This is a genomic window from Aureimonas sp. OT7 (assembly GCF_014844055.1).
In the GTDB taxonomy this organism is placed as follows: Bacteria; Pseudomonadota; Alphaproteobacteria; order Rhizobiales; family Rhizobiaceae; genus Aureimonas; species Aureimonas altamirensis_A.
In genome coordinates, this window is the sequence record NZ_CP062167.1 from 2,363,535 (window position 1) to 2,380,033 (window position 16,499).

General features: G+C 65.2%; 14 protein-coding genes. 5 read left to right on the forward strand and 9 right to left on the reverse strand.

Annotated features, from left to right (window positions below):
- The first annotated feature begins 5 nt into the window (after window positions 1-5).
- From kdpA to IGS74_RS11335, 5 genes are read left to right on the forward strand one after another with little or no spacing between them, the layout of a single operon-like run.
- On the forward strand, window positions 6-1,715 hold the full coding sequence (gene kdpA, locus IGS74_RS11315; protein ID WP_192386206.1) for a potassium-transporting ATPase subunit KdpA: 1,710 nt from the start codon (window positions 6-8) through the stop codon (window positions 1,713-1,715).
- A 24-nt stretch (window positions 1,716-1,739) separates the two neighbouring features.
- Window positions 1,740-3,791, forward strand: a complete 2,052-nt coding sequence (gene kdpB / locus IGS74_RS11320; protein ID WP_192386207.1) for a potassium-transporting ATPase subunit KdpB — start codon at window positions 1,740-1,742, stop codon at window positions 3,789-3,791.
- A 13-nt stretch (window positions 3,792-3,804) separates the two neighbouring features.
- Window positions 3,805-4,386: a potassium-transporting ATPase subunit KdpC gene (kdpC, locus tag IGS74_RS11325; RefSeq protein WP_192386208.1), complete on the forward strand. Its 582-nt coding sequence runs from the start codon at window positions 3,805-3,807 to the stop codon at window positions 4,384-4,386.
- Window positions 4,376-7,060: a sensor histidine kinase KdpD gene (locus tag IGS74_RS11330; RefSeq protein ID WP_192386209.1), complete on the forward strand. Its 2,685-nt coding sequence runs from the start codon at window positions 4,376-4,378 to the stop codon at window positions 7,058-7,060. Before kdpC ends, IGS74_RS11330 begins: the two co-directional genes overlap by 11 nt.
- Window positions 7,057-7,758, forward strand: coding sequence for a response regulator (locus IGS74_RS11335; RefSeq protein ID WP_192386210.1), 702 nt, complete (start codon window positions 7,057-7,059; stop codon window positions 7,756-7,758). The genes IGS74_RS11330 and IGS74_RS11335 overlap by 4 nt, the downstream gene beginning before the upstream one ends.
- A gap of 10 nt (window positions 7,759-7,768) precedes the next feature.
- Here the strand turns inward: IGS74_RS11335 and IGS74_RS11340 are convergent, their stop codons facing one another.
- The 9 genes from IGS74_RS11340 to IGS74_RS11380 all read right to left on the reverse strand — a co-directional run bounded on the left by IGS74_RS11340 (window position 7,769) and on the right by IGS74_RS11380 (window position 16,390).
- Entirely contained in the window at window positions 7,769-9,523 is a 1,755-nt protein-coding gene (locus tag IGS74_RS11340; protein ID WP_192386211.1) for an L-lactate permease, read from the reverse strand.
- Between the two features lie 74 nt (window positions 9,524-9,597).
- Entirely contained in the window at window positions 9,598-10,017 is a 420-nt protein-coding gene (gene mnhG, locus IGS74_RS11345) for a monovalent cation/H(+) antiporter subunit G (RefSeq protein WP_192386212.1), read from the reverse strand.
- A complete protein-coding gene (locus tag IGS74_RS11350; RefSeq protein ID WP_192386213.1) occupies window positions 10,017-10,298 on the reverse strand; it encodes a monovalent cation/H+ antiporter complex subunit F in 282 nt (93 codons plus the stop codon). The genes mnhG and IGS74_RS11350 overlap by 1 nt, the downstream gene beginning before the upstream one ends.
- Complete coding sequence (locus IGS74_RS11355; RefSeq protein WP_192386214.1) at window positions 10,295-10,636, reverse strand: Na+/H+ antiporter subunit E; 342 nt, start codon at window positions 10,634-10,636, stop codon at window positions 10,295-10,297. Before IGS74_RS11355 ends, IGS74_RS11350 begins: the two co-directional genes overlap by 4 nt.
- Window positions 10,636-12,141: a Na+/H+ antiporter subunit D gene (locus IGS74_RS11360; RefSeq protein ID WP_192386215.1), complete on the reverse strand. Its 1,506-nt coding sequence runs from the start codon at window positions 12,139-12,141 to the stop codon at window positions 10,636-10,638. The genes IGS74_RS11355 and IGS74_RS11360 overlap by 1 nt, the downstream gene beginning before the upstream one ends.
- Complete coding sequence (locus IGS74_RS11365) at window positions 12,138-12,521, reverse strand: NADH-quinone oxidoreductase subunit K (protein ID WP_192386216.1); 384 nt, start codon at window positions 12,519-12,521, stop codon at window positions 12,138-12,140. The genes IGS74_RS11360 and IGS74_RS11365 overlap by 4 nt, the downstream gene beginning before the upstream one ends.
- Window positions 12,518-12,925, reverse strand: a complete 408-nt coding sequence (locus tag IGS74_RS11370; protein ID WP_192386217.1) for an MnhB domain-containing protein — start codon at window positions 12,923-12,925, stop codon at window positions 12,518-12,520. Before IGS74_RS11370 ends, IGS74_RS11365 begins: the two co-directional genes overlap by 4 nt.
- Window positions 12,922-15,231, reverse strand: coding sequence for a hydrogen gas-evolving membrane-bound hydrogenase subunit E (mbhE, locus tag IGS74_RS11375; protein ID WP_192386218.1), 2,310 nt, complete (start codon window positions 15,229-15,231; stop codon window positions 12,922-12,924). Before mbhE ends, IGS74_RS11370 begins: the two co-directional genes overlap by 4 nt.
- Window positions 15,232-15,310: 79 nt before the next feature.
- Window positions 15,311-16,390, reverse strand: coding sequence for a catalase family protein (locus tag IGS74_RS11380; RefSeq protein WP_192386219.1), 1,080 nt, complete (start codon window positions 16,388-16,390; stop codon window positions 15,311-15,313).
- Window positions 16,391-16,499: the final 109 nt, after the last annotated feature.

Genomic DNA, 16,499 nt, shown 5'->3' on the forward strand with positions numbered 1-16,499 from the left:
AAACCATGACGCTTGTCGGTTGGGCGCAGATCATCGCCATCCTTGTCCTGTGCGTGATCTCGGCCCTTTTTCTCGGTCGCTTCATGGCCCGTGTCTTCGCGGGCGAGCGTACCCTCCTGTCACCCATCATCGCGCCGCTGGAAAGGATGATTTATCGCCTGGCCGGCATAGATCCGACCAGGGAGCAGGGCTGGCTCGCCTTCGCCCTGTCGATGATCGCCTTCAACCTCGTCGGGTTTATCGCCCTGTATGCGCTGCTGCGCCTGCAAGGCGCGCTGCCGTTGAACCCTTCCGGTTTTCCGGGGCTGGACGCGGACCTTGCCTTCAATACCGCGGTGTCCTTCGTCACCAATACCAACTGGCAGTCCTATTCGGGCGAAGCCACGATGAGCGACCTCAGCCAGATGGCCGGGCTGACGGTCCAGAATTTCCTGTCGGCCGCGACGGGGATCGCGCTGGCGCTCGCCCTGGTGCGGAGCTTTGCACGCGGCAGCGTCTCGACCGTCGGCAATTTCCATGTCGACGTCGTGCGCGCGGTCCTCTACGTGCTGCTGCCGCTGGCCATCATGACGGCGGCGGTGCAGGTCTACCTCGGCACACCGCAGACGCTTGCGGGTGCGGTGTCCGCCACGACACTGGAGGGCGGAACGCAGGTCATCGCGCGGGGCCCGGTCGCCTCGCAGCTCGCCATAAAACAGCTCGGTACCAATGGCGGCGGCTTCTTCAACGCGAACGCCGCGCACCCGTTCGAAAATCCGTCGCCTCTGACCAATGTCCTGACCATCTGGCAGATGCTCGTCGTTTCGTTGGGCCTCGTCTTCGCCTTCGGACGCATGATCGACGACAAGCGGCAGGCGCGTGTGCTCGTCTGCGTCATGGGTTTTCTCCTCTTCGCCGGGGTCGGTATCGCCTATTGGGCGGAAAGTGCCGGAACGCCCATGCTTGCCGCGGCCGGACTGGACCCGGCGGGCGGCAACATGGAAGGCAAGGAAGTGCGCTTCGGCATTGCGGCTTCTGCGCTTTTCGCCGCCGTCACCACGGGCCTTTCGGACGGCGCCGTCAATGCCATGCACGATTCGTTCACGCCCATCGGCGGAATGGTGCCCATGGCGCTGATCATGCTGGGCGAGATCCTGCCGGGGGGTGTCGGTTCCGGCCTCTACGGCATGCTGGTCATGGCCATCATCGCGGTCTTCATCGCCGGCCTCATGGTGGGCCGCACGCCGGAATATCTCGGCAAGAAGATCGATGCCGGAGACATGAAGCTGGCCGTCCTTGCCATCATCGTGCTGCCGGCGACGATGCTGGGCTTTGCGGCCGTGGCGGCCGTAACGCCCACGGCGCTGGCGACGCTCAACAATGGCGGCCCCCATGGCCTGTCCGAAATCTACTACGCCTACGCCTCCGCCGCGGGCAACAACGGCTCCGCCTTTGCCGGGCTCGGCGCCGATAACCCGTGGTGGAACACCACCCTGGCGCTGTCCATGCTTCTCGGCCGGTTCGCCTATGTCGTGCCGGTCATCGCCCTGGCAGGGCGGCTTGCGGCAAAGCCGAAGCTGGCTCCTTCACCCGGCACGTTTCCAACTCATGGCATCCTGTTTGCCGGCCTTCTGGCAGGCGTCATCCTCATCCTCGGCGGTTTGCAGTTCTTCCCCGCGCTGGCGCTCGGTCCGATTGCCGAACAGGTCCAGATGACGGTCGGAAAGACCTTCTGACAGATGCGCACGGAGCACCCGACAATGCTTTCAAGAGATCGCATATCCATCATCCAGCCGGACCTTCTGACCCAGGCGGCGCTGGAAGCGCTGCGCAAGCTGAACCCGGCCGAGTTGATCCGCAACCCCGTCATCTTCGTCACCGAGGTCGTCGCCTTCGCGGTGACGCTGCTTCTCGTCCGCGACGTGGCCACCGGCAATGCCGTCGCCTTCACCGGCCAGATCGCCGCCTGGCTGTGGTTCACGGTTCTGTTCGCCAATTTTGCCGAGGCCGTGGCCGAAGGGCGCGGTCGCGCGCAGGCCGACAGCCTGCGTCGCTCGCGGACCGATACGATGGCCCGGCGCCTTGCCGACGCTGCCGACAGAGCGACTTTCGATACGGTTTCGGCGCTCGACCTGAAGGTCGGCGATCATGTCCTCGTCGAGGCCGGCGAACTGGTGCCCGGAGACGGCGAGATCGTCGAGGGCATCGCCTCCGTCAACGAGGCGGCGGTGACGGGGGAGTCCGCCCCCGTCATCCGCGAGTCCGGCGGCGATCGCTCGGCCGTGACCGGCGGCACCAGCGTGGTATCCGACTGGATCGTGGTTCGTATCACCGCTGCACCCGGCTCTTCGTTCCTGGACCGGATGATCGCTCTGGTCGAAGGCGCGGAGCGCCAGAAGACGCCGAATGAGCTGGCGCTGACGATCCTTCTGGTCGGCATGACGCTGATTTTCCTTGTGGCTGTCGTAACCCTGGCGGGGTTTGCCTCCTATTCCGGCGTCCTCGTTTCCGTTCCGGTTCTGGTGGCATTGCTGGTCACGCTGATCCCGACCACCATCGGCGGCCTCCTGTCGGCCATCGGGATCGCGGGCATGGACCGGCTGCTGCGGCACAACGTCCTGGCCATGTCCGGCAAGGCCGTGGAAGCGTCCGGCGACGTCGACACCCTGCTTCTCGACAAGACGGGGACGATCACCTTCGGCAACCGTATGGCGACCGAATTCGTGTCCATGGGCGGCGCATCGCCGCGCGAGGCGGCACGGATCGCCAGCCTTGCCAGCCTTGCGGACGAAACGCCGGAAGGGCGCTCGATCCTGGCACTGGCACGCGAGGCGCACGACATCGCAACCGACCGCCCGGACGATCCGTCGATCCGCTTCGTGCCCTTCAGCGCAGCGACCCGCCTTTCCGGCGTGGATATGGGCGTGCGGCGCATCCGCAAGGGTGCCGTCGATGCCATCCGCGCCTTCGTCGCTCAGGAGGACGGGGCCATGCCCGCTCCCGATGGCTTCGACGCGGCAGTGGAGCGGATCGCGCGCTCCGGCGGCACGCCGCTGGCGCTGGCCGAAGGGCCGCGCATCGTCGGCGTCATACACCTGAAGGACGTGGTCAAGCCCGGCATCAAGGAGCGGTTTGCCGAGCTTCGCCGCATGGGCATCCGCACGGTCATGGTGACGGGCGACAACCCGGTCACCGCGGCTGCAATCGCCTCGGAGGCCGGCGTCGACGATTTCATTGCCGAGGCCACGCCGCAGGACAAGCTGGCTTATATCCGGGCGGAGCAAGGGCAGGGGCGCCTCGTCGCCATGTGCGGCGACGGCACCAACGATGCGCCGGCGCTGGCGCAGTCGGATGTCGGCGTGGCCATGCAGACGGGCACGCAGGCAGCGCGCGAGGCCGGCAACATGGTGGACCTGGACTCCGACCCCACCAAGCTGATCGAGATCGTGGGCATCGGCAAACAACTCCTGATGACGCGCGGTGCCTTGACGACGTTTTCGATCGCCAACGATGTCGCGAAGTATTTCGCCATCATTCCGGCCCTCTTCGTGGCGGCGATCCCCGAACTCGGGGTGCTGAACGTCATGGGGCTGGCGTCACCGCAGAGTGCCATCCTGTCGGCCGTGATCTTCAACGCGCTGATCATCATGGCGCTGATCCCGCTTGCATTGCGCGGCGTGGCGTATCGTGCCGCAGGCGCTTCCTCCGCACTGGCCCGCAACCTGGTCATCTACGGCCTGGGAGGCCTCGTGACGCCCTTCATCGGGATCAAACTCATCGACATGGCCGTTTCGGCCATCGGCATGGCATAAGGAGGCCAGGGCCATGATCACGCAACTTCGCAGCGCAGCGACGCTCGTCGCGGTGTTTACCCTGATGCTCGGGCTTGCCTACCCCCTCGCCATGACTGGCTTTGCCGGGGCAGTCTTTCCGGAGCAGGCGGCCGGCAGCCTGGTGGAGCGCGACGGCCGTATCGTCGGCTCTGCCCTGGTCGGACAAGCGTTCAGCGGCCCGGGCTATCTGCATCCGCGGCCGTCGGCGGCCGGCGGCGGCTACGACGCCTCGGCCTCCGGCGGCAGCAATCTCGGCCCTGCCAGCGCGCGCCTGCAGGAAAGGCTCGGCGCCGACAGCGCGGCGCTGCAGGCGCAGTACGGGGTATCGACCATCCCGGCCGATGCCGCGACGACTTCGGCAAGCGGGCTCGACCCGCATGTCTCGCCGCAATACGCACGTATGCAGGCGGCGCGCATTGCCGAGGCGCGGGGCATGGAGCGCACAGACGTGCTACGGCTGATCGACCGCGCGCAGGAGGGCCGCACCCTCGGCTTTCTGGGAGAGCCGCGCGTGAACGTGCTATCGGTCAACCTGGCTTTGGACGAAATGGCGGCAGGCCGCGATGGTGGATGAGGACGGGCCCAGGGTATCGGCCGACGCGTTGTTGGCCGATGCCGAGCGCGAGGGGCGCGGCCGGTTGCGCATCTTTCTTGGCGCCGCCCCCGGCGTCGGCAAGACCTATGCGATGCTGCAGGCGGCACGCGCCGCCGTGGCTGCCGGGCGCGATGTCGCCATCGGTGTGGTCGAGACGCATGGCAGGCCCGAGACCGAGGCTCTGCTGGCGGGGCTGGAGATCATCCCGCGCAAGGGCATCGCCTATCGCGGGCGGCTGATACCCGAATTCGACCTGGATGCCGCACTGAAACGCCGGCCGCAACTGTTGCTGGTCGACGAGTATGCGCATTCCAACGTGCCGGGCAGCCGCCATCCGAAGCGCTGGCGCGATTTACAGGACTGCCTGAAGGCCGGTATCGACGTCTGGACGACGATGAATGTCCAGCACGTCGAAAGCCTGAACGATGTCGTCCAGCGCATCACCGGGGTTCGCGTGCGGGAGACGGTGCCCGACAGCCGCATAGAGGCGGTGGACGAGATCGTGCTGGTTGATCTTCCCTCGGACGAGCTGATCCGGCGGCTAGGCGAGGGCAAGGTCTATGTGGAGGATACGGCAACCCGCGCCAAGCAGAGCTTCTTCCGGCCGAACAATCTGACGGCGCTGCGCGAACTGGCGTTGCGGCAGGTTGCCTCGCGCGTCGACAGCGACCTGATCGAGCGTATGCAGGGAAGCGCCATCGAAGGGCCCTGGCCGGCCGGTGAGCGCCTGCTGGTGGCGATCGGCGGCGACGGCGCGGCCGAGGGGCTGGTGCGCGAGGCAAAGCGGCTTGCCGATCTTCTCGGGGCACACTGGTTTGCCGTCACCATCGACCGGCCCGGCCACCAATGGAGCGACGAGCAGCGCCGCTGCATAGACGGGGCCATGAAGCTGGCAGGAGACCTTGGGGCCCAGACGATGAACCTTGTCGGCACCGATCTTCCCGGCACGATCCTGAAATTCGCGCGGGTGCAGAATGTCACCCAGATCGTCGTTGGCAAGGCGCGCCGGCCCGGCATTGCCGCGCTGTTGCCACGGGCAACCCTGGCGCAAGCGCTCGTCGGGCGGGCCGAGGGCATTGCCGTCCACGTATTGACGAGCGCGCCGACAGCCTCCGTACCCCGCCGCCTCGTTAGACCAGGCCTTGGACCTTCGGGCGGCTATCTGGTCGCCGCGGCCTGCGTGCTGCTGGCAACGCTGGCAGGCGTCGGCGTCGGCCATGTCGTGGATCTGCCGAACCTGTCGATGCTGTATCTTCTGGCCGTCGTCATTCCGGCCATCCGCCACGGTGTCCTTCCGGCGATCTTCGCCTCGTTGCTGTCGTTCCTGGCCTACAATCTCGTCTTCATCCAGCCGACCGGAACGCTGACGATCGCGCGCCCGCACGAGTTTCTGGCGCTGGCGATCTTCCTGATCATCGCCGTCAGCATGGCGACGCTGGCCGGCCGCCTGCGCGAGCAGAACCGCTCTGCCGTGCGGCGCACGCGGGCGGCGCGACGGCTGTACCAGGTTACGCGGCGGCTTTCCGCGCTGCCCGACCCGGAATCGGTGGGTGAGGCCGCCGTCTACGAGGTTCATGCGGCACTGGAGCGTACAACCATCCTGCTTGGGCCGGACGATAATGGCGGCATTTCCATTGTCGCCGCCTGGCCGCCGGAAGACAGGTTGGACATGCCGTCCAAAATGGCCGCTTTATGGGCCTTCGAGCATGATGAGCCGGCGGGATCGGGCACCGAGACCTTGCCCGGATGCAACTGGCTCTTCCATCCGCTCAACGCCGATGGCCGGCGTGTCGGCGTTCTTGGCATCGAACACGACCCTGCGACAGCGCCTTTGGATGGGGAGGGGCAGATCCTCCTGCAGACGCTGGGCGAGCAGGTGGCCGCCGCCCTGCACCGGGCGCGGCTATCGACCGAGATCCGCGATGCGAAGGCAGAGGCCGAGACGGAGCGTATCCGCAATACGCTGCTGGCCTCGATCAGCCATGATTTCCGCACTCCGCTCTCGTCGATCCTTGGATCGGCGACCAGCCTTCTGGACTACGGAAGCCATATGGATGGCGCAACGCAGGCGGACCTTCTTGGCCAGATCCGGGATGAGGCCGGCCATCTGGATGGCATGGTGCGCAACCTTCTTGCAATCACGCGGCTGGAGGCAGGTTCGCTCGATCTTCGCCGGGACTGGGTAGATATCGCCGATATCCTCAACCGGGCGGTTGCCGCCGCGCGCAGGCGCGGCGCTGTGCAGACCATGCTGGTTTGCGTGCCGCCCGGCCTGCCACTGGCCTACGCAGACCAGAGCCTGCTCGAACAGGCGGTGGGAAATGTCCTCGGCAACGCCTTGCGCCATGCCGGCGAAAGGGCGCAGATCGTCCTTCAGGCGGCACAGGAGGGGCGCGATGTCGTCATGTCCGTTACCGACGATGGACCAGGCATAGCGCCGGACATGGCCGAGCGAATCTTCGACAAATTCGTCAGCGGCGGCGCGACGCGCACCGCCGACGGCAGCGAAAGCGCGGGGCTGGGCCTTGCCATCGCACGCGGCGTGATGCAGGCGCACGGCGGCAACGCCACGTTGGCGCCGGCCGCCGCCGGTACCACGGGGGCGCGCTTCATACTGCGCATGCCCATCGACGAAAGGGTGCCCACGCCATGAGCCGCGTCAAGATCCTGCTGGTCGACGATGAGCCGGCCATCCATCGCTTCCTGCAGCCGACCCTGACGGCCGCCGGCTACGATGTCGTTGCCGCGACCACCGGCCGCCAGGCGATCCTTCTGGCGGCCACGCAGCACCCCGACATGATCGTTCTGGATCTGGGGCTGCCCGACATGGATGGGAAATCCGTGATCGCACAGTTGCGCGGCTGGACGACCCTGCCCATCGTCATCCTGTCTGCGCGCGACCGCGAGGCCGAGAAGATCGAGGCATTGGACCTCGGGGCCGACGATTTCGTCAACAAGCCGTTCGGGATCGGCGAGCTCATGGCGCGTATCCGGACGGCGCTGCGACATAGCGCGACGCGTCCGGAGGAAGCGCCGCTCCTGAAGCTCGACGATCTCGTCGTCGATCTGCCGCGCCATCGGGTGACCAGCATGGGAGCGGAGGTGAAGCTGACCCCGCGCGAGTTCGCTTTGCTGGCCTACCTCGTGCGGCATGCGGGCAAGGTGCTGACGCATCGGCAGATATTGAAGCATGTGTGGGGTGTCGCACACGAGAGCGACGTGCAGTATCTGCGCGTCTATATCGGTCAGTTGCGCGCCAAGCTGGAGGCCGATCCGGCAACCCCATCCATCATCATGACGGAGCCGGGTGTGGGCTACAGGGTGGCCGAGCCGAAGCCGAGCCACCCTTGATACTACCGCGTCAGGCGGTGGCGCGACTGGCCTGCATCGGCGCACCGCGATTGGCGAACATGGCCGCAAGGACGACGGCGAGCCAGGCTGCCGCAAGAACCCACCAAATGCCGCCGGAGATGAGGGCCATGCCGACAAGGCCCGCCTGCAAGGTATAATAGGACATCGGTATCAGCGTCATGCGGATGATGTCGCCCTCCCGGTCCGTCAGGCCCACCACGGCGCTGGCCGCGACCACATTGTGCACGCAGATCATGTTGCCGGCCGCGCCGCCCACCGCCTGCAGCGTGACGACCGCGATGGTGCCGAGGCCGGTCAGGCCGATCTGCTCCGCCGCCGAGAACTGGAACAGCGAGAACATCATGTTGGACACGGTGTTGGAGCCGGCGATGAACGCGCCCATCGCGCCGATCAGCGGTGCGAAGAGCGGCCAGAGAGAGCCGGTGACGGTGGCGATGGTTTCCGCCAGCACCAGTGGCATCGATTGAAGGTCTCCCCGGCCGGTGCTCAGGAACACCTGCACCATCGGAACGGCGATCAGCAGCGCCGGAGCTGCCGCAACCATGGTGCGCGCCGAATTGCTCCACGCCCGGCCATACGCCTTGCTGCTCATGCCGAAGATGAAGAAGGCGATAAGCGACGTCAGGATCATGATCGATCCCGGCGAATACAGAAGCTGAGCGCTGGCATCGATGCCCGAGCCTAAGATGTCGGTGAGGGAAAGGGTTGCCGCCGCCGATGTCAGAGCCTCCTTCAGCGGGGCGATGGTGCGCGTGGCAACCAGCAGCGCGGCGATGACCACATAGGGCGACCATGCCCGCAACAGGCCGATCTGTGCGCCCTCGCCACTTTTGGCGGTTCCCAGCTCGGACGGTGTCATGGAGCCGAACCAGCTTTCGTTCCACCCTGCGCGCTTGGGAAACTCGAAGGTGGTCTTCGGCAGCAGGAAGCCGCGCCGGGCGGCGGGGATGACGATCAGGAGGCCAAGAAGGCCACCCAGGAGCGACGGGAATTCCGGCCCCAGCAGCAGCGCGACAAGATAATAGGGCACCGCAAAGGCGAAGCCGCCGAACAGGGCGAAGGGCCAGATGGCGAAACCTTCGCGGAAGGATCGGTTTTCGCCGAAGAAGCGCGTCATCATGCCCACCATGATCAGCGGGATGATGAACCCGACCAGCGCATGGACCAACGCCACATTGGCCGCCACCTGCACGATGTATTCCGGCAGGCCCATGGGGGCGATGCTGGCAGCGACGCCTTCGTTGTTGGCCAGCCCCGTATGAACGCCGACCAACATAGGGGTGCCGACCGCACCGAAGGATACCGGCGTCGACTGGATGATGAGCGTGACCAGAACCGCCGCCATCGCGGGGAAGCCGATGGCCACCAACAGGGGCGCTGCCACGGCGGCCGGCGTACCGAAGCCGGAGGCGCCTTCGATCATGGAACCGAACAGCCAGGCGATGATGACCGCCTGAACCCTCCTGTCGGGCGATAGATCGGTAAAGCCCTGCCGGATCGCGCGGACCGCGCCGCTTTCCTGCACGGTCTGCAGCACGAGGATGGCGCCGAAGATGATGAACAGCAGCGTCAGCGCGGTGACGAGGCCGTTCACGGTTGCGCCGCCGACGACGGAAAAGTCGAGCCCCCATACCGCAACCGCCAGAACGACGGTCACCAGATATGCGACCAGCATCGACAGCTTCGCCGAGCGCCGCATGATGACAAGCAGAACGAGAACGATGGCGATCGGCAGAAGCGCCATGATGAATAACGCGGATTGCGGCAACAGAATCCCCTCCCAGGACTGAAATGCTGAGCAATCCTTGCAGATTCCGATTACCGATCCGAACTTTCCCGGCTCACATTTACTTGAGGATGTCGTGTATGGGGCATGATCCGATCTTCCAGCGGAAGATCTTGACGGTCCAGTACACCGTCCAAGGCGTCTTCCCCCTCCAGGCCATCGATGCTGCTGCCGGACATATAGGCTGCCCGACCCAACAAATGTCCCGCCACCGGCACGGTCAGGAGAAGGAAAGCGATGATAAACAGGCCGATGAGGGTCGGGCCCAGGCTCTGCAGAGAACACATGGCCCCAAGGACGGTGAAGATCGCGCCCACCGTGCCGGCCTTCGTCGCGGCATGCATGCGCTGGAACGGATCGCGGAACCGGATAAGCCCAAGCGCCGCGCCGAAGATGAAGACGACCCCTACGAGCTTGAAAAGGAGAGCGGCCAGCAGCAATGCGGTTTCCATCAGCGCCTCCGTTCCAGAAAGGCGGCGAAGGCGCATGTCGCCACGAAGGAGATCAGCGCCACGCCCACGGCCACGTCGAGGAACTCGCGCCGGCCCGCCATGCTGGCGGTCAGGGCGGCTATTGCTATGGCGATGCCCGTCAGCATGTCGACGGCGATGAACCGGTCGGCGAAGCCGGGCCCGCGCGCCATACGCCAGAACGTCATTGCCAGCGGCACGACGAGGGTGGCGATCAGGACGCTATCGACGATGCCGAGAATCTGGTCGAACTGCTCGATCATGGCTCCATCCTCCGTATCCGGTCCTCGAAGGTCGTAACGATCGCGCTGACGACGCTTTCCGGATCGGGCGCGTCGAGGGCATGGACGTAGATCCATTGCCGATCGTCGCTGACATGCAGCGAACAGGTGCCCGGGGTAAGGGTGATCATGTTGGCCAGCGTGGCGATGCCGAGTTCCGTTTTCAGCGTGACGGGCACCGCCACGATGGCCGAGCGCGTTTCCGGAACGCGGGCGAAGGCGGCGCGCGCCACCGCCCAGGACGAGCTGATCAGTTCGCGGAAGAAGATCACGAACAGAACCGTACCGGCGCCGGCGCGCGCGATCATGGAATTCGCCATCAGCCGAGCCTCATCCGCAAGACCGCCTCGATATAGGGTGTCGGATCGGCAAGCTGTTGCCCGGCAGCCTGCGCATAGGCCACGAAGGGCTGCGCGAACAGGCCGATGGCGACTGTAAGACACGCCAGAAGGCCGATCGCGCCATAGAATACCGGCGGAATCGTCCGCCTGCGCCTGTGCCATTCCGGCGCGGGTTTCCAGAAGCCCTCCGCCCAGATCTTGCTCATGGAATAGAGGGTCAGCAGTCCGACGAAGAGCGCCAGTCCGGCGAGCCACCACGCGCCGGCATCGAAGCTGGCGTCGATGACCATGAACTTCGCCCAGAAGCCGGACAAAGGCGGGATGCCGCCCAGTGACAATGCAGGGATCAGGAAGAGGACTGCCAGCAACGGGTGGCTCTTCAAGAGGCCGCCGCCTTTGCGCAGGTCGAAACTGCCGGAACCGCGATGGATCGCCCCGGCGATCAGGAACAGGTTGGCCTTAACGATGATGTGATGGACGATGTAGAAGATCCCGCCGGCCAGGGCCGCGGGGGTAGCAAGCGCCAGGCCAAGCAGCATGTAGCCGATCTGGCTGACGATGTGGAAGGCCAGGATGCGCCGCACATCCCACTGCACCGCTGCGCCGAACACGCCGAACAGCATGGTGCCGGCCGCGATGACGGCCATGACCGGTGCGAGCCCCGAAATTTCCATGGGCAGGATCAGCGTGAAGACGCGGAAGCAGGCATAGACGCCGACCTTGGTGAGCAGACCGGCGAAGATCGCCGCCACGGTGACGGAAGCCGTATGGTAGGACGCCGGCAGCCAGAAGAAGAGCGGAAAATAGCCGGCCTTGATGCCGAAGCCGCAGAACAGGAGAACGCCGACGATGACGAGCGTCAGCGATGGCTCCGTTTCCCGCAGGCGCAGGGCGATGTCGGCCATGTTGAGCGAGCCGGCGACACCGTAGAGCATTCCGACGGCCAGCAGGAACAGGAGCGTCGAGAAGAGGTTCAGCACAGCATACTTGAACACCCCGTCCAGTTGCGCCCGTGTGCGGCCGATGGCGAGAAGGCCCATCGCGGTGATGAGCATGATCTCGAACCAGACATAGAGGTTGAAGATGTCCCCGGTCAGGAACGCGCCGTTGACCCCCGCCAGCATGCCGTGGAACAGCGGATGAAATCCGGCGCGCTCCTCCCTCCGGCGGATATCGGCCGTGCCGAAGATCATCGTTGCCAGCGCCATCAGCCCGGTGATTGCGGCCATGGCCGCCGCAAGCCGGTCGGCCACGAAGGTGATGCCGAAGGGCGCCGCCCAGGCGCCGAACTGTACAGCGACGACGCCGTCGGCGTCGACGTGCCGAAGAAGATACAGGCCGGCGGCGAAGGTGAGCAGCGCGCCGGAGTACGAGATGGCCCGCTGGACCTTCCCGAAGTTCCAGAGCAGCGCCGTAGGCCCGGCGGTGGCGATGGGAGCCAGAACCGGCCACAGGACGGCATTCGCCATCAGCCAGTCGCTCATGTGCGGTTGCCCTTGTCTGCAAAGGGATTGCCGAGGCCTTCCGCGTCGGTGAGATCGTCGGTATCGACCGTCCCGATGGACCGGAAAAGTTGCAACGCCAATGCCGAGGCAAAGGCCGTCAGGGCGAAGCCGATGACGATGGCCGTCAGGATTAGCGCTTGCGGCAGGGGATTGGCAGCGTCGAGCCCGAGTTCGGAGATGTCGGCCGGAATGACGGGCGGCAGGGCGCTGGCTATGCGTCCGCTGTAAAGGATCGCGAGATTGACCGCCGCCGACAGGATTGCGACGCCGATGATGATGCGGATGACATGGCGCGACAAGAGCATGTACACCCCGCAGCCTGCCAGCGTGGAAATCGCCAGGGCGTAAGTGAGGTTCATACTTCCGTTTCCTCGTAAAAGCGCAGAACCATGGCCATGACGCCGCCGATGACGACGAGATAGACCCCGATATCGAAGATCAGCGCCGTACCGGTATGAAAGCCACCGAGATGGAGCCACCAATGCGTCAGGAACGACCGGTCGGTGAAGAGGCCTGGCAATCCGCTGGCGACTGCCATGACCAGGCCGCAGCCTGACAGGGCTATGGGATGGAAATACAGCGCCTGGCGCGCGGACTCGGCGCCGTTGGCCAGCGCCAGCACGGCAAATCCCGACGCGGCGATCAACCCGCCGACGAAGCCGCCACCGGGAAAGTTGTGTCCGCGGTAGAGAATGAACAGCGAAACGCCGAACATGATGGTGAAAAGGATGCGCGACAGCGCCGACAGGATGAGCGAGTTCATGTGGGACGCTTTCCACCCGCACGAACGCGCAGCATGCCCCATACGCCGGCGGCGGCGAAGCAGATGACGGCGATCTCGCCCATCGTGTCGAGTGCCCGGAAGTCGACCAGGATCACGTTGACGACGTTGCGGCCATAAGCCTCTACATAGGAGGTTTGCCCGTAGAACTGCGACAGGGTGGTGTCCAGCGGTGCGCCCGTCATGGCGATGAGGCCCGCGAAGACCAGGCCGGCGAACGCGATGGACAGGACCGCGTCCAGGCGGCGCTCGGCCATCGTGCGGGAGGCGGCCGTGCGCGCCGGCATGCGAAGCAGCAGCGCGGTCAGGATCAGCACCAGGAGTACCTCCACCGAAAACTGCGTGAGAGCGAGGTCCGGTGCGCCGTTCATCAGGAAGATCAGCGCCGATCCGAAGCCGATCATGCCCATGGACACGACCGACGCCATCAGCGAACGAACTTTGGCGGCGACGACTCCGCCGGCCACCATCAACACCAGGACTGCCGCCGGTGCGACACGAAACCCATCCAGCGAAAGGTCCGGCTGCCCAACGGAGCCGGTGAGCGCAAGCGTGCTGACGGCGATAGCCAGAACGGCGGTCACGACGATGGCGGTATAGCGATGCTGGTCGCCGTTCTGGAGGATGCGGGTGCAAGCGCTGGCCAGCGCCAGCGTACCGTCGAAAACCTTGTTGTAGCCGGCATCGCCCAGAAGCGTCGCCAGAAAGCGGCTGTGGCCGATGGTGCGCAGCGCCAGCGGCCACGCGAGAAACAGGGCCACTCCCAGCGCCACCACGACAAGGCTGAGCATCAGCATCGGCGTGAGGCCATGCCAAAGATAGAGCGGGACATCGACGGGCGCACCGGTGATGGCGGTTGCCGCCGCGTTGGTCAACGGCGTGGCGAAGCCCGGAAACAGGCCCAATATGACGCCTGCGATGCCCAGTATCAGCGGGCCCGCGACAAGGCCGGGCGACTCCGCGTGATGGATCTTCGACGGCGTGCCGGAACCCATGAAGAACGGGCGCAGGGCAGCCGTCATGCCGATCATGACAAAGGCGGCGTTGCCCGCCACCACGGCAGCCAGAAGCACCATACCGGCGCCATCGTCCAGCATCGCCTCGAAGATCGTTTCCTTGGCGATGAAGGCGAACAGCGGCGGCAGACCGGCTATTGCCACAGCGGCCAGCAAGCAGGCGGTTGCCGTCAGCGGCAGGCCCTTGCCCAGCCGGTGCATGGCCAGTACGTCCGGTTGGTGCGTGGCGTGGATGGCGGTGCCCGCGCAGAAAAACAGGGCTGCCTTGTAGAGGGCATGGGCGAGGATGAAGGTGACCACCGCGACGCTGGCGGCGTCGCCTCCAAGGCCGATCAGAAGGACCAGCAAGCCGAGCGAGCCGACGGTGGATTGCGCAAGGATCGCCTTGAAGCCGCCCTGCATCGATGCGCGCAGGCCGGCGACGAGAAGCGTCAGAGCGCCGAAGAACACGAGCAGCGGGCCGAAGGCCGGCATGGACGACAAGGGCGCATCCAACCGCGCCAGCAGATAGACGCCCAGCTTGACCATGGTGGCCGAGTGCAGGAAAGCGGAGGCTGGCGTTGGCGCGGCCATGGCGTTGGGCAGCCAGAAGTGGAAGGGGAACTGCGCCGACTTGGTGAAGGTGCCGACCAGCACGAGAACCAGGATGGCCGAGGCCAGGGGCGACGCCGCCAGCTCCGGCCCCCGCGAGGCGATCTGCGACAACGACCAAGTGTCGAGTTCGAGTCCGATCAGGAGGATGCCGCCGAACAGCGCGAGCCCGCCGCCGGCCGTCACGATCAGGGATTGCAGCGCCGCCTTGCGCGCATCCTTCTTGCTCGAGTCGAAGCCGATGATCAGGTAGGAAAAGAGGCTCGTCAGTTCCCAGAACACATAAAGGCCGATGAGATTGTCGGACCAGACGGTCCCAAGCATCGCCCCCATGAACAGCAGTATGAGCGCGATGAACGCGGCGCGGCGCCTGGCCGGGGCATCGCCGAAATAAGCATTTGCGTAGAGGACGACCAGTGTGCCGATACCGGTCACGAGAAGGGTGAACAAGAGCGAGAATCCGTCCAGCCTGAATGCCAGATCGACACCCAGCGACGGCACCCAGGCGAACGTTTCGATGATCTCGAAGCCGCTGCCGATGCCGGACAGGTAGGTGCAAGACCAAAGGAAGAGCGCGAGCGGAATCAGCGCCGCCACGACGCCGAACCGCGCCGGCACGAGAGCAAGCAGCCAGAAGCTTGCACCTGCAAGGGCAAACAACAGGAATAAGTTCAGTGCCACGCCGATCAGTATACCTCGTCCCCTATGACACGGGACGTAGCGTTTTGATCAACCGCGCGTCAATGCATTCACTAAAACTCTATGCCTGCGCCGGCTCGTGGATGGGGCAGCGATTGTATTTCTGGCGGAAATCCGACGAATGGCGATACGTATCCCGTCTCGCGCGGTTGATATTGCCAAGGGGCCGGTGGGCGGACAGGCCCGTCCACACGCTGAAGCGCATCCCGGAATCCACCGAGGCCACCTTTTCGTCCGACCAGGTGTCCTGCGGACCTGCCTCTATCCGGGCGACCGTGACGAAGGGGGCGTCGTCCTCCGCCCACGCCTTTGTCGGATCCTCGACCGGCTGTTTTTCGAGGTCGCGGCAAAGCTGCACCCGAAACTCCCACACAGGCGCGCGCGTCATCATATCCGCCTGAACGGTCTCCCGGATGGCGTCTGGCCGAGCGTCCGTGTCGATTATGTTTCCCTTCAGCTCCAGAAGGTCGTCGGAAACCGGCGCAAGGCTGAACTTGGCGATGTAGTCGCCATATCGGAACGGCGTGACGCTGTAGTAAGTCTCCCCTAGGGGGTCGACATTCGGCGCACCGCCCAGCGAATCGATCGCCGAGCTCCCCACACCCACGGCTTTCAATGCGGCGCTGACGCCGCGCAATATCGCGGACACGGTCTTCTTGGTGCCGTCCAGCCTGTCGGTGGTCAGGGCAAGCCCCTTCAGGCTGCGAAGGAACTGGCTGGCGGTCTTCGCCTGGAAGACCTTGCCGTTGACCATGACGAAATCCTGCGTCTCGCCTTCCGCACCCGGCAGGCGCTCGCCCTTCACACCGACGACCTTCAACGCCAGACCCCGCGGCAGGGAGATGGCGTCGTCCAGTATGTCGCCGGCATTGGTGGATAGCCGCATGAGAACAGGATACGTCCCGGATGTGGAGAAAAGCCCCTGCGCCAGCTCCGGCGCCAGGCCACCCGGCACGGTCATCCGCCCTCCGATGATGCCATGGGATTTAGCATGCACCGCACGGACCGCGCGTCCATAGTCGGTCGCCGTGGTCTCCAGAACATGATCGAATGTTTTGTTGATGGATGCGACCGTCTCATCCTCTCCCTCGAGGATGTCCTCGACATCGTCCCGGTATGCGACGGGCGGAGAAAGGGCCATGGATGCCTCCTGTTCGACACGGTTCCAAAACAGGCGGCCGTCGACATTCGTTCCGCCGCCGACGCTGAACCACTGGTGTCAATCGCGAGTAGAATCACGTTAGTGTCAG

Excerpts from the sequence above, each read along its gene's own strand:
- mnhG (WP_192386212.1), bottom strand. The coding sequence starts at position 10,017 with ATGGAAACCGCATTGCTGCTGGCCGCTCTCCTTTTCAAGCTCGTAGGG.
- IGS74_RS11335 (WP_192386210.1), top strand. The coding sequence starts at position 7,057 with ATGAGCCGCGTCAAGATCCTGCTGGTCGACGATGAGCCGGCCATCCAT.
- IGS74_RS11360 (WP_192386215.1), bottom strand. The coding sequence starts at position 12,141 with ATGAGCGACTGGCTGATGGCGAATGCCGTCCTGTGGCCGGTTCTGGCT.
- IGS74_RS11380 (WP_192386219.1), bottom strand. The coding sequence starts at position 16,390 with ATGGCCCTTTCTCCGCCCGTCGCATACCGGGACGATGTCGAGGACATC.
- IGS74_RS11350 (WP_192386213.1), bottom strand. The coding sequence starts at position 10,298 with ATGATCGAGCAGTTCGACCAGATTCTCGGCATCGTCGATAGCGTCCTG.
- IGS74_RS11365 (WP_192386216.1), bottom strand. The coding sequence starts at position 12,521 with ATGAACCTCACTTACGCCCTGGCGATTTCCACGCTGGCAGGCTGCGGG.
- kdpC (WP_192386208.1), top strand. The coding sequence starts at position 3,805 with ATGATCACGCAACTTCGCAGCGCAGCGACGCTCGTCGCGGTGTTTACC.
- IGS74_RS11330 (WP_192386209.1), top strand. The coding sequence starts at position 4,376 with ATGGTGGATGAGGACGGGCCCAGGGTATCGGCCGACGCGTTGTTGGCC.
- IGS74_RS11355 (WP_192386214.1), bottom strand. The coding sequence starts at position 10,636 with ATGGCGAATTCCATGATCGCGCGCGCCGGCGCCGGTACGGTTCTGTTC.
- kdpB (WP_192386207.1), top strand. The coding sequence starts at position 1,740 with ATGCTTTCAAGAGATCGCATATCCATCATCCAGCCGGACCTTCTGACC.
- IGS74_RS11370 (WP_192386217.1), bottom strand. The coding sequence starts at position 12,925 with ATGAACTCGCTCATCCTGTCGGCGCTGTCGCGCATCCTTTTCACCATC.
- kdpA (WP_192386206.1), top strand. The coding sequence starts at position 6 with ATGACGCTTGTCGGTTGGGCGCAGATCATCGCCATCCTTGTCCTGTGC.
- IGS74_RS11340 (WP_192386211.1), bottom strand. The coding sequence starts at position 9,523 with ATGGCGCTTCTGCCGATCGCCATCGTTCTCGTTCTGCTTGTCATCATG.